The organism is Ruegeria sp. AM4 (genome assembly GCF_056540665.1).
Genome location: NZ_JBQFXD010000013.1, coordinates 78,198 through 90,669, shown reverse-complemented (window position 1 = coordinate 90,669; position 12,472 = coordinate 78,198). Strand labels below are relative to the sequence as shown.

Genomic DNA, 12,472 nt, shown 5'->3' with positions numbered 1-12,472 from the left:
TGAACAGAGTCTGTAGGGAGCCCCTCAATGTCCAACGCGCAACTAGAAGCCGCCATCGAAGCCGCCTGGGAGGCGCGCGACACCATCAGCCCAGCCACCACAGGCGAACAGCGCGAGGCGATCGAGGATACCCTGAACGCGCTGGACAGCGGTTCGCTGCGTGTGGCGGAAAAGCAGGAGAGCGGTGATTGGCATGTGAACCAGTGGGCCAAAAAGGCCGTGCTGCTGGGCTTTCGCATCAAGGACATGGAAATCCAGAACGGCGGCCCGCAGGCTGGCGGCTGGTGGGACAAAGTGGACAGCAAGTTCGCCGGTTGGGGTGAGAACCAGTGGCATGCCGCAGGTTTCCGCGCGGTTCCGAACTGCGTCGTACGCAAATCGGCCTATATCGCGCCGGGCGTTGTGCTGATGCCGTCATTCGTGAACCTGGGTGCCTATGTGGACGAAGGCACCATGGTCGATACCTGGGCCACCGTCGGGTCATGCGCGCAGATCGGTAAGAACGTCCACCTGTCGGGTGGCGTCGGCATCGGTGGCGTTCTGGAACCGATGCAGGCAGGTCCGACCATCATCGAGGACAACTGCTTTATCGGCGCGCGTTCGGAAGTGGTCGAAGGCTGCATTGTCCGCGAAGGCTCGGTTCTGGGCATGGGCGTGTTCATCGGCAAATCCACCAAGATCGTGGATCGCGAAACCGGCGAAGTGACCTATGGCGAAGTACCGCCCTATTCGGTGGTCGTGGCCGGTTCGATGCCCTCCAAGAACAACATCAGCCTCTACTGCGCGGTTATCGTCAAACGTGTGGATGAGAAGACGCGCTCGAAAACCGGGATCAACGAGCTGCTGCGGGACTGATTGAAACGCACATCTGAACATGCAGAGCCCCGGTGAAAATCACCGGGGTTTTGGTATGTCTTAGTGGATTTAGCTAAGGAGCATCGCGCTTGAAGTGTCTGCTCTGCGGACTTTGCTGCCGTTGGTTATTCAGCTAATCGATGGTTACTCTCCTGCAAGGCGACCAAATCAGTAAGGGTAAAACGTTGAAGGAAAAAATCGCGATGTCTGCGTTGCTCTGCGGGCTCGGAGTTGTTGTTACGGCTATGATTTGGAGTGCAACGACAAAGGTTACGACGATATCCGACACGACTGAGATTGGGTTGGCTGAAGTTCCAGAAGACGGTTGGCAGTACGCTTGTTTCGCTCCCGCCTATCATCATCTTGATAGGACCGAATTCGATATCGGACCGTCTGCATGCTGGTATGGAAAGAAAGTTCCCGAGCGTTGGACTTATCTGACTTTCTATTCAAAAGACGGTTCATGCGAGCGATACCGCTTCCAAGCGGATTTCCTTCTTCGCCACGGCGCAGACTACCGTTGCTTTCCGATAGATGAGGGCAAAGACATTCAAATAAAAATATCGGATGGTGTTCTGCGTCTACAATAGCATTGATGTCCACTTTGGGCTCGAATCGGACATTTCTATCAACCGCGACACAAACTTGACCGCGCCCGCCCACACCGCTAAGGCCCCTCTCCATGGAAAAGCAGAAAAAACCCTCGCGCCAGCAGGTCTATACCCTTCTGGTCCAGATTGGCCGCAAGGACGGTGACGGCTTGCCCGAAGGAGCGACCGGGGCGGCGTTGATGTGTTTTGCCAGCGGTGTCGATGAGGCCGAGGCGGTGCGCGAAACCGTGGCGATCCTGAAGCAGGCCGATACGGCTCCGCTCGATGTGACCGGCTATGGCACGTTGGCCGAGCGCGAGGCGCAAGGGCATGACATCGACACGGACGAACGCGCTCTGATGCAGCGGGCGCTGGACGAAAACGCCGTCATCGTCGCGCAGATGACCCCGTTCTTCGGGGATGAGGATTAATTCTGCATCCCGAACCAGTTTCGGTAGATCTCGTCATAGGTGCCGTCTTCACGCAAGGCGAGCAGCGCCTGATTGACGTCCTCAACCAGGGGTGAACCCGTTGGGAAGGCGATCCCGTAATTCTCGCGCAGGAATACACCACCCGTCATCGTCGCGATGCGCCGGCCTTCGTGCGAGGCGTAATAGGACAGGATTGGTGCGTCGAACACCACCGCGTTCAACTCTTCTTGTTCGAACGCGGTCAGCATTTCCTGCAGGCCGGGATAACCGGTGAACTCAATCTCGCGCCGGTTCAGGAAACTGGCAGCGGTGGAATCAGATATGGTGCCAACCTCTTTGCCATAAAGGTCGTTGACCGAATTCACGCTGCCGGTGATCGCATCCACTGTCATGACCGAGGTGATCCGGGCGGTAAAGACCGATACGATGAACAGCGATGACACCACCAGCACAACCCCCAGCAACCGGCCAAACGGGGTGCGCGGCATCCGCTCCTCGAAACCGCCATTGACCACCAGGTTGAGCGCCCACCAGAAGGAGGGAAACCACGCCTCGTTCAGCTTGCGGTCGAAATAGGGCTGAGCGCGGCGTTCAAATCCCCACATCAGCATGCCGCCGCCCAGCAGAATGGCAAAGGCGAGACCTATCGCGATGAACAGCTCGCGCGATAGCAGCGCCTGCAACAGCGATGGCCTGCGCGCCGCGTCCGAGGGCACCATGATCTGCAAACCGGCCTCAAAGATCGGCTGGCTGAAATCCATCATCGTCTCGCGCGATGCGGTGATCGAAATGTTGGCAATCGCCAGATCTGCATCGCCCTGTTGAACGGCCCCAAGCATTTCGCCAAAACTTGTGACGCGACGCACTTCATAGTCCCAGTTCAGCGACTCGGCCAAGGCGGCCAGCAGATCCATGGAAAACCCGGTTTCGGCGCCGTCCTCGACATAGGAAAACGGAGGACGGGTAACTGTTGTCACCGTCAGCGTCTGTGCCTGACTTTGCTGGGCAAGAACCGAGAAGGTCAGGCAGATCAGGGCGAAGAATACGCGCATCATTGTCAAAAAACCTGTTTCGCGGCGCTGTAACGCAATTGGGTGATGCACGGCAAGGCGGACACTGGGTCAACGGCGTTGATTTTCCTGGTGCGGTAGAGTTGAACTTTAGACAAATCATCAGAAATTTTGCGCTGTCGGGGTTGGCAATCGGGTCAATTCATTGAATCTGTGCGCGAACAACGGTCCTGATCCGAAAACGAGGCGCATTATGACTGACCCTATCCAATTGACGGCCGATCTGATCCGTTGCCCATCGGTCACACCCGAGGAAGGTGGTGCGCTGGTTCTGCTCGAGGAACTTCTGTCCGGTGCAGGGTTTGTTTGCACCCGCGTCGATCGTGGTGGCATCAGCAATCTGTTCGCGCGTTGGGGCGAAAAGGGCCACGCACGCAGCTTTGGCTTCAACGGTCACACAGATGTTGTTCCCGTTGGTGACGAGGCCGCCTGGACCGCGGCGCCCTTCGGGGCCGAACTCCGCGACGGTGTGATGTATGGACGCGGGGCGACGGATATGAAATCCGGTGTCGCGGCCTTTGCGGCGGCGGCAGTGGATTTCGTGCGGGATACGCCGCCCGATGGGGCCGTGATCCTGGCAATCACCGGTGATGAAGAGGCGGATGCCGAGCATGGCACGACGGCATTGCTGGACTATATGGCCAGCGCCTCCGAGCAGATGTCTGTGTGTCTTGTGGGCGAGCCGACTTGCCCCAACACGATGGGCGAGATGATGAAAATCGGCCGTCGCGGGTCGATGACCGCCTGGTTCACCGTGACCGGGGTACAGGGACATTCGGCCTATCCGCACCGGGCCAAAAACCCGCTGCCTGCCATGGCGCGGCTGATGGATCGTCTGGCCAGTCACGAATTGGATGCCGGGACCGACCATTTTGATGCCTCGACGCTGGCGGTTGTGACAATCGACACCGGAAACGCCGCAACCAATGTGATCCCGGCGCAGTGCAGCGGGGCGGTGAACATCCGTTTTAACGATCTGCATTCGGGCGACAGCCTGAGCAGCTGGTTGCGCGACGAGGCCAAGACTGTGGCCGATGCCTACGGCGTAGAGATTGATGTCAGGATCAAGATCTCGGGCGAGAGTTTTCTGACCCCACCCGGGCCCCTGTCCGATCTGGTGGCGCAGGCGGTCGAGGCGGAAACGGGTGTCCGACCCGAGATGTCTACGACCGGTGGCACCTCGGATGCCCGGTTCGTCAAGAACCACTGCCCGGTGGTGGAATTTGGTCTGGTCGGTCGGACCATGCACCAGGTCGATGAATGCGTTCCGGTGGCGCAGATAACGCAACTCAAGTCGATTTACACGCGCATCCTGCAGGACTATTTCGCCTGATCCATGCAGCGCACGCTTGTCATCATGGTGAAAGAGCCGCGCCCGGGACGGGTAAAAACCCGGCTGGGTCGCGACATCGGCATGGTAGGGGCGGCGTGGTGGTTTCGCCACCAGACCCGCGCCCTGATCCGGCGTCTGCGGGACCCGCGCTGGCAAATCGTGCTGGCGGTTTCCCCGGATCGGGAAGGTCTGACCAGCCGCATCTGGCCAGCCGACCTGCCGCGCGCCGCGCAGGGTCGGGGCGATCTGGGCGATCGCATGGGCCGTATGCTGCGGGGCATGCCCAAAGGTCCGGTCTGCCTGATTGGGTCCGATATTCCCGGCATATCACGCCCTCATATCGCGCGTGCCTTTGCTGCGCTCGGGCGGGCACAGATGGTGTTCGGTCCTGCGCCGGATGGGGGCTATTGGCTGGTAGGTGCACAGCGTATAGGAGCACTGCCGCGCGGGTTGTTTCGCGATGTCCGCTGGTCCACCGAACATGCGCTGGCGGACACGCTGTCCTCGATCTCCGGCATCCGGGTGACATTGCTGGATCACCTGCGCGACGTGGACACGGCGGCCGATCTGAATCCCTGAGGCATTTTGGTCATGACGCGGTCGTAGACCCGTGATACGCCGAAGATATGACTCGCATCCCCACCAAGCAGGAGGTCCTGGACTGGATCTCGGCGAACCCCACCTTGACTTCGAAACGCGATATCGCCAAGGCCTTTGGCATCAAGGGCGCAGATCGCATCGACCTGAAGCGCATCCTCAAAGAGCTTGAGGCAGAAGGGCATCTGGAAAAGCGCAAGCGCAGCTATCGTGATCCGGACCGCCTGCCGCCCGTCAGCGTGTTGCAGGTCAAGGCCCCGAACGCTGATGGCGACCTGTTTGCCCGCCCGCTGGAGTGGCATGGCGAGGGGGTCGAGCCCATTGTGCTGCTCATCACCCGTGCCAGCGATCCGGCGTTGGGCGAGGGTGACCGCATTCTGGCCCGCCTGACCGTGGTGCAGGAAGAAGACCACAACTATGAGGCCCGCCTGATCCGTCGGATCGGAACCAACCCGCGCAAGCTTGTGGGTATTTTCCGCAAAGGGGCCGAGGGTGGGCGGATCGTGCCGATTGACAAGGCCAGTTCAACCGAGTGGCTGGTGCCCGAGGGCGCTGTGCACGGCGCCAGAGACGGGGAACTTGTCGAAGCCGAACAGGCCGGGCCGAAGAATCGCATGGGCCTGCCCCGAGCGCGTATTGTCGAACGGTTGGGCGACCCAACCGCGCCCAAGGCGGTCTCGCTGATTGCGATCCATCAGCACGGCATTCCCGACGACTTTCCCGACAAAGTGATTGATGAGGCCGACAAGGCCAAACCCGTTGGTCTGAAAGGGCGCGAGGATCTGCGCGACATGCCGCTGCTGACCATCGACCCTGCTGATGCGCGCGATCATGATGATGCCTGTTACGCCCATGCCGATGACGATCCGAAAAACCCCGGCGGGCATGTCATTTGGGTCGCAATCGCCGATGTCGCCGCCTATGTGCAACCGGGCTCTGCCCTGGATCGTGAGGCGCGCAAACGGGGCAACTCTAGCTATTTCCCGGACCGGGTTGTGCCGATGCTGCCGGATCGCCTGTCGGGCGATCTGTGCTCGCTGCACGAGGGCGTGCCGCGCGCCTGTATCGCTGTGCGGATGCAGATCGACGCCGATGGCAACAAGATCGGTCACCGGTTTGTACGCGGCTTGATGCGCTCTGCTGCCTCGCTCCATTATACCGAGGTGCAGGAGGCCATAGACGGCACCCAAAACGACCGCACCGGGCCGTTGTTAGAGACGGTGCTGAAACCGCTCTACGCGGCTTATGCAGCGTTGAAAAAGGCCCGCGCCGCGCGGCAGCCGCTGGAACTGGACCTGCCCGAACGCAAAATCGTTCTCAGCGATGCGGGCGAGGTCACCAGCGTGGCGTTCCGCGATCGGTTGGACGCGCACAAGCTGATTGAAGAATTCATGATCCTTGCCAATGTCGCCGCCGCCGAAACCCTGATTGCCAAGCGACGGCCACTGCTGTTCCGCGTTCACGAAGAGCCCGCGCCCGAGAAACTGGAAAGCCTGCGGGAAACGGCGCAGGCGGCCGGTCTCAATCTTGCCAAGGGGCAAGTGCTGCAAACCCGGCATTTGAATGCGCTGCTGAATGCCGCCGCCGGGACCGAGGATGCGGAACTGATCAACCTGACGACCCTGCGATCGATGGCGCAGGCCTATTACAACCCCGAAAATTTCGGCCATTTCGGGCTGGCATTGCGCAACTATGCACATTTCACCTCACCCATTCGGCGCTATGCGGATCTGATCGTGCACCGCGCGCTGATCAGCGCCCATGGCTGGGGCAAGGACGGGCTGACCGAGGATGAGATTGCGCGCCTGGAAGAGACCGCGACCCATATCTCAGATACCGAGCGACGGTCCATGATGGCCGAGCGCGATACCACTGACCGGTATCTTGCGGCCTATCTGAGCGAGCGGGTGGGCAACGAATTCACTGGCCGCGTCAGCGGTATCGCGCGGTTCGGCGCTTTCGTGAAGATGGACGAAACCGGTGCGGACGGGCTGGTGCCCGTGCGATCCCTGGGACGGGAGTTCTTTCACTTTGACCGCGAAGCGGGAACCTTGATGGGATCAGATACCGGCTTGATCATCGCCATTGGTCAGCGCGTAACCGTACGACTGACCGAGGCAACACCGGTCACCGGCGGATTGGAGCTGGAGCTGCTATCCATCGACGATCAGGCCCTGCCACGTGGGCGTGGTCCGGCCAAGCGCGGTGCACGGCGCAAGGCGGTCAGCACCAAGCGCAAGAAAGAAAAGCTCAAGCGCAAGGTTGAACGCAAGCGCCGTCAGAGGTGATAGGTTAACGCTCGGGCAACCAGCCATCCGTGACGGGATGCGTCGATCTGGTCCGGGTCGTCGAACAGAACGGCCCGGTTGCCATCAATCCGATCCTCGCCCGGAAAAGCGGTGGTGAAATCACCCATCAAGCGGCTTTGGCAATGCACGAACAGGGCAAACGCCGCAGATTTGTGCCCGCCCAGCCGGATCGTCGACCCTTTGGGGGCCAGATAGGCTGGCTGACCCCATCGTAGCTCTTCCCTGAGGGGCTGTGCCTTTGGCAATGATCCGGCAGTGTCGAGTATCAGCGCGCGCAGGCGCAATGCACCGGGGCGGGCCATGTCTGGCAACGCGTCAAAGGCCGCAGCAACTTTGGGGTCATCAAACGGGGTCATGACAGCGGGATCGCCTTTTCCATCCGGTCCACATAGCTGTTCAACAAGGTATCCTGTTTGATCCTTCGGGTCAGGGGGGTATCTGCTGGCGTGGCGCGCATCGCGGCCAGCATCGGACCAAGGCTCATATCGGCCGAGGTCGGCTGTTCACCCATCAGAAATGGCGATTGCCACAAATAGGCCGAAATCGCCTCCAGATCACGTTCCAGCCGATCCGCGCGTTCTGCCGGGGAAAACCGCGCGACGCCTTGGAACGATAGCCCTTTGACAACCGCCTTGCGGATCGAATTTGAAACGGGCTTGCGGATCAGCGTCGGGATCGACGTAAAGAACGTATCGCGCAAAACAGGCCAAACCTCATCATTCGCCCAGCGGTCCTGAACGATGTGAAAGTACAAATGTTCCTCGGCCATTCGTATCAGTGCGCGTGCGTGGGCCTTTTGAATGTCGGTCAGGCCCGCGTCAAAACTCACGCCTTGGGCTTCAAGCCAATCGCGGATCAGGTCGCTATCGGGCAAGAGGCGTTCAGGGGTACGCAGCACCGGCAGCTTTTGATGCGGCATCTTGCGCGGATCCAGCATGTCGGATCTCTGCCACCGTTGCCCGGATTTCTGCAACATGAGGGCGGTCTTTACGCAAAACGGGCTGGCGCTGAACAGGCCAAAGGCGGCGGGGAAGGTCAATAAGGTCAGCATTGGAAACTCCATGAACGGGATGCGCTCTGAGTATCTCGGCCTGATGACAGAAATTGTCATTAGGGTTAGTCTAGTCTGCGTTATGTCCCGAACCGCCCGATTGTTCCAACTTATGCAGGCCCTGCGTTCCGGCCCTTCGCCGAAAACATCGGCGCTGTTGGCGCAGGATCTGGGCGTATCCGCCCGGACGGTACATCGCGATATCGACACATTGCGCGGGCTTGGTGCGGTCATCGATGGTGAGGCCGGGTTCGGGTTCACGCTGATCGAAGACGCGACTCTGCCGCCGCTCGGGTTCACGGATGACGAGCTGGAAGCGCTGGTTCTGGGCCTGCGCGAGGCGCAACTGATCGGTGATCCGGCCCTGTCCGAGGCCGCCGGTACCGCTTTGCGCAAATTGCAGGGGCGCCTGCCGCAGCGCCAATCCCACCGGTTGAGCCATGCGGTCCTGACGGCCACTCGGTTCGACCGGCCCGCGTTGCCGGGGATCGAGGTTGCCGATCTGCGTCAGGCCACATGGGACGAGCGTGCGGTCGAGTTTGCCTATACCGACGCCAAGGGGGATGACACGCAACGCCGGGTGAACCCGTTGAGTATCGTCTACATGGACCGGGCCAGCGTGTTGCTCAGCTGGTGTCATCTGCGTCAGGACTTTCGCGTGTTTCGTCTGGACCGAATGCGCGACATGTCCGTCACGGATGAAAGCTTCAGACCAAATCGTGTTTCATTGCTGCGCGCGGCGCTGGAACGCATTCGCGCGGACCGCGAAGCAAGAGAGCAGGAAAACCCGGCCTGAGTGTTTTGAGAAAACACGGTTTTGCGCTATCCTGAGGTTGAGCAGTACTCAGGAAAAATCGGAATGCGACTATGCAAAGGCGGCGTTATGACCGCTGCATTATGGGCATCCATCGTGCAGGCGGACGTATCAGAATCGAAAATATGGCCAGTTCCCAAACAGATAGGCGCTCAGGTCCAATTGGCTTCGGCCGCTGTGGTGGTTTCCATCCGGCCGGTGTCACGGCCTGCGGACGAGGTGCGGCGCGTGTCGGCTGAAGGGAACGCAAGATTTCAGGCGTGGCTTGGGGCTTTCCGAGCCCGCGCGCAGGCGCAAGGGATATCCGAACATACATTGGATCACGCCTTGGCGGGCCTGACCTATGATTGGGACGTAATCAAGCGGGACAGAAATCAGGCCGAGTTTTCGAAACCGATTTGGGAATATCTGGATTCCGCAGTCTCGGACCGGCGGCTTTCTGACGGGCGCGCCGCTCTGGAACAGCACCGGCAGGTTCTGGACCGGATCGAGGCACAGTATGGCGTCGAGAAAGAGGTTGTGACCGCAATCTGGGGACTGGAAACCTCGTTCGGTGGGTTTCGGGGGAGCAACCGGACGATCCGGTCACTGGCAACGCTGGCCTTTGATGCGCGACGGGCGCAGTTTTTTGAGACACAGTTGATCGCGGCGCTGAAAATCGTTCAGGCCGGAGATGTCAGCGCGCCCGACATGATCGGCAGTTGGGCGGGCGCGATGGGGCATACGCAGTTCATGCCGACTTCGTACCTGGGTCACGCGGTTGATTTCGACGGTGACGGGCGGCGTGATATCTGGTCGGACGACCCGACCGACGCGTTGGCCTCGGCTGCGTCCTACCTGGCGCGGCACGGTTGGGTCAAAGGCCAACCCTGGGGTGTCGAGGTTCGGCTGCCGGACGGGTTCGACTATGCGACCGCCAGACGGGACCACACGCTGATGCCCTCGGATTGGGCCGCGCTTGGGGTATTTGATCTGCACGGTCGACCCGTGCCAGATCACGGGCGCGCCGCCATTCTGCTGCCCGCTGGCGGACAGGGCGTCGCGCTGATGATCTTTGACAATTTCAAAGTGATTGAGGCCTATAATGGTGCCGATGCCTATGTGATTGGCATCGGCCATCTTTCTGACCGGCTGTCCGGAGGCGTTCCGTTTCAGGCTGACTGGCCGCGTGGCGATCGGGTGTTGAGCTTTTCCGAAAAAAAGGAATTGCAGACACGCCTGACCGAGGCAGGGTTTGACACGCAGGGCATCGACGGGCGCACCGGTCCGAACACGGTCGACGCCGTGCGCGATTACCAACTGGCGCAGGGGCTTTTGCCCGATGGGTATGCCAGTCTGAGGCTTCTGGAACAGTTGCGCTGAAACCTTGCGGGTAGGCCGAACGATTGGCTTTGTTTCGGAGCCATAGAGGGAATCGTTTGGTCTTGCTTGCCAGATTCTTGTGACGAGTTGCCAATGCTATTGCGCGCGGTTTGATCCGTCCCAAATGAGCCTCAAAGCAATGAGGTCACCCCATGATTGATGACGAACCCCGGCCAGCGCAATACTACGACAAGCGCAACATCTGGACGTTGGACCCGACGCCTGCGGACAAGCAGGTTTACGATGCGTTTGCCTCGGATGTGGTCCAGCTTGTGCAGGTGCTGGACGAGAATCAGCCGTTGATGTCGCGGGATGTCTACGCCCGTCTGTTTGCGTCCCTGCTGGATTTGTCGCGCGTGCTGGGAGAATACGAAAGCAGTTGGAGCCAGGGTTATCATTCCCCGGACGAAACTTAGGTCCAGATCTGCAAAGCTTGGGACGCGTCGGTCGCGGCGCAAAGGGACAATGACGCGCTAAAGCGCTGCCAGTTCCAGGTCCAGACCTGCGGCATAATCCGGCGCTCCGTTTTCGGTCCGCCACAGACAATAGGCAGCCATCCGCCACGCGTACCACGGGCGCAATGCAAGGTAGCGTTCGGTGATTTCCGGCTTGCCATAGGCGACCAGAAATTGCCTGATCTCGGCTTGGGTCAGGGGTGCTCCGCGATAGATATGTTGCATGGCGGGCGAAAGGAACAGGGCGAGATCTTCGCAGGGGTCGCCAAGGGCGGGACATTGCCAGTCGATCAGTGTCAAACCAGAGCGATCTGCCAGAATGTTGCCAGCGACCGGATCGCCGTGGATCAAACAGAGGTCATGGTTGGGTGCGATCTGCGATGTCGGCATGCGCTGTTCAAGCGCCTGCCTGCCTGCCGGTTGGCAATTCCCAAGGATGCTTGCCCCATGCGCCGCAAGAGCGTCGCTGCCGTTGCAACCATCGGGGGCGTCAATCTGAACGGTCATCTCGTGCAGGCTGCGCAACAGATGCGCGACCGGTTCCACCGCCGTCTGCCAGGGTGTACCCGGCGCGTGATCGTAAAGCACCCAATGGGTTCGCGCATCCGATCCGGTGGCCCGCAGATTGGGAACAAAGCCTGTGTCTTTCAGCGCGCGTAGGCAGGCAGCTTCGAGCGTGGGATCGTTTCGGAACAAAGGGTTTTCGAGCGTGGTGTTGTACAGCTTCAATACGGTGTCGCTGGCGCCGCCAAGCACTTTCCAGACCTGATTGCTGCGTCCGCCATACAAGGTTTCGAAACGGGCAGGCGGTTCGATAAGGCCCTGATCGCTCAGCCGTTTGACAAGTTCAGGTGGAGGTTGCAACAGGTCGGTCAGGGCGGCACCAGATTGTTGGGCGAATCGAAGGTAGCCAAGGATTGGACCGGCCTGACCGTCAGATCAAGCGCCCTTGCGAATCTGCCGTACAGAATCAACCGGTACCGTCGCGCCGCTGTCCAGTTTCAGCGTGACCCCATCGTCGCTAATCTGTGCCTCAATCACACGGCTGAAAACTGCGGCGGGTGTGCTTGTCAGCAATTGCCGCCCCTTGTGGCTTTCAAGAGTTGCGGAATAGACGCCATGGGGCAGGGCAGCGCCTGTGCTGCCGGTGCCGTCCCAGGTAAACTCGGTGCTGTCGATCGGCACCGGTATCCGGGCAACCTCGGTATCGTTTGAGTTGCGGATGACCAGCTCCGCACGGTCGGCGTTGGCAGCGGCGCGGGTTTCCACCTCGACCGGAGTGCCGCCGAACAGAAAATCCGCCGGGGCCTGTACGTCTGCGCCGATCCAGCTGGACAGCTGGTCCAGATCGTTGACACCAATGGCCCTCGCCAGATCCGCCAGCAGACCATTGGTCTGAACCTGCTGTTCGACCATCGAAAACTGCGCCAACTGAGATGCGTATTCCGACGAATCCAGGGGTTCCAGCGGGTCCTGATTGCGGGCCTGAGCGGTCAGCATACGCAAGAACGTCTCAAAGTCCGATGTCAGGGCAGACGTCTTTGCATTGGGGTTATTGGCAGTCGAACCTGTCGAGGCAGCGGCAGAGTTAACATTGGTAATCAT

At 60.2% G+C, this 12,472-nt stretch carries 14 protein-coding genes; 9 read left to right on the top strand and 5 right to left on the bottom strand.

Annotated features, from left to right (window positions below; all coding sequences use genetic code 11):
- Positions 1–27 precede the first annotated feature (27 nt).
- From dapD to ACR0JA_RS19500, 3 genes are all read left to right on the top strand, one after another.
- Positions 28–855, top strand: coding sequence for a 2,3,4,5-tetrahydropyridine-2,6-dicarboxylate N-succinyltransferase (dapD, locus tag ACR0JA_RS19510; protein ID WP_480578649.1), 828 nt, complete (start codon positions 28–30; stop codon positions 853–855).
- Between the two features lie 185 nt (positions 856–1,040).
- Complete coding sequence (locus tag ACR0JA_RS19505) at positions 1,041–1,445, top strand: hypothetical protein (RefSeq protein WP_480578647.1); 405 nt, start codon at positions 1,041–1,043, stop codon at positions 1,443–1,445.
- A gap of 92 nt (positions 1,446–1,537) precedes the next feature.
- Positions 1,538–1,876 (top strand): hypothetical protein, encoded by a 339-nt coding sequence (locus ACR0JA_RS19500; RefSeq protein ID WP_480578645.1) that lies wholly within the window; start codon positions 1,538–1,540, stop codon positions 1,874–1,876.
- Here ACR0JA_RS19500 and ACR0JA_RS19495 read toward each other — a convergent pair.
- Positions 1,873–2,931 (bottom strand): transporter substrate-binding domain-containing protein, encoded by a 1,059-nt coding sequence (locus ACR0JA_RS19495; RefSeq protein ID WP_480578643.1) that lies wholly within the window; start codon positions 2,929–2,931, stop codon positions 1,873–1,875. The two genes, ACR0JA_RS19500 and ACR0JA_RS19495, sit on opposite strands and share 4 nt — an antisense overlap.
- Before the next feature lie 208 nt (positions 2,932–3,139).
- Here ACR0JA_RS19495 and dapE point away from each other — a divergent pair, with 208 nt between their 5' ends.
- From dapE to rnr, 3 genes are read left to right on the top strand one after another with little or no spacing between them, the layout of a single operon-like run.
- Positions 3,140–4,279 carry a succinyl-diaminopimelate desuccinylase gene (dapE, locus tag ACR0JA_RS19490; RefSeq protein WP_480578641.1) on the top strand — a complete coding sequence of 380 codons (1,140 nt, stop codon included), beginning with the start codon at positions 3,140–3,142 and terminating at the stop codon, positions 4,277–4,279.
- 3 nt (positions 4,280–4,282) lie between these two features.
- Positions 4,283–4,858 (top strand): TIGR04282 family arsenosugar biosynthesis glycosyltransferase, encoded by a 576-nt coding sequence (locus ACR0JA_RS19485; protein ID WP_480578639.1) that lies wholly within the window; start codon positions 4,283–4,285, stop codon positions 4,856–4,858.
- 47 nt (positions 4,859–4,905) lie between these two features.
- Positions 4,906–7,164 (top strand): ribonuclease R, encoded by a 2,259-nt coding sequence (gene rnr / locus ACR0JA_RS19480; RefSeq protein WP_480578637.1) that lies wholly within the window; start codon positions 4,906–4,908, stop codon positions 7,162–7,164.
- Here the strand turns inward: rnr and ACR0JA_RS19475 are convergent.
- Positions 7,155–7,541: a DUF1801 domain-containing protein gene (locus tag ACR0JA_RS19475; protein WP_480578635.1), complete on the bottom strand. Its 387-nt coding sequence runs from the start codon at positions 7,539–7,541 to the stop codon at positions 7,155–7,157. The genes rnr and ACR0JA_RS19475 overlap by 10 nt on opposite strands.
- Positions 7,538–8,236 (bottom strand): glutathione S-transferase family protein, encoded by a 699-nt coding sequence (locus ACR0JA_RS19470; protein WP_480578633.1) that lies wholly within the window; start codon positions 8,234–8,236, stop codon positions 7,538–7,540. Before ACR0JA_RS19470 ends, ACR0JA_RS19475 begins: the two co-directional genes overlap by 4 nt.
- An 82-nt stretch (positions 8,237–8,318) precedes the next feature.
- On the opposite strand from ACR0JA_RS19470, the gene ACR0JA_RS19465 reads away from it, so the two are divergent.
- The 3 genes from ACR0JA_RS19465 (at position 8,319) to ACR0JA_RS19455 (ending at position 10,828) form a co-directional block, all read left to right on the top strand.
- Entirely contained in the window at positions 8,319–9,032 is a 714-nt protein-coding gene (locus ACR0JA_RS19465) for a helix-turn-helix transcriptional regulator (protein WP_480578702.1), read from the top strand.
- A 63-nt stretch (positions 9,033–9,095) separates the two neighbouring features.
- Entirely contained in the window at positions 9,096–10,412 is a 1,317-nt protein-coding gene (locus ACR0JA_RS19460) for a lytic murein transglycosylase (RefSeq protein ID WP_480578631.1), read from the top strand.
- A gap of 152 nt (positions 10,413–10,564) precedes the next feature.
- Positions 10,565–10,828 (top strand): hypothetical protein, encoded by a 264-nt coding sequence (locus ACR0JA_RS19455; RefSeq protein WP_480578629.1) that lies wholly within the window; start codon positions 10,565–10,567, stop codon positions 10,826–10,828.
- 57 nt (positions 10,829–10,885) lie between these two features.
- Here ACR0JA_RS19455 and ACR0JA_RS19450 read toward each other — a convergent pair whose 3' ends face one another.
- Together ACR0JA_RS19450 and ACR0JA_RS19445 are read right to left on the bottom strand one after the other, a co-directional pair.
- On the bottom strand, positions 10,886–11,731 hold the full coding sequence (locus ACR0JA_RS19450; protein WP_480578627.1) for a phosphotransferase: 846 nt from the start codon (positions 11,729–11,731) through the stop codon (positions 10,886–10,888).
- A 75-nt stretch (positions 11,732–11,806) separates the two neighbouring features.
- Positions 11,807–12,472, bottom strand: a complete 666-nt coding sequence (locus ACR0JA_RS19445; RefSeq protein ID WP_480578625.1) for a flagellar hook capping FlgD N-terminal domain-containing protein — start codon at positions 12,470–12,472, stop codon at positions 11,807–11,809.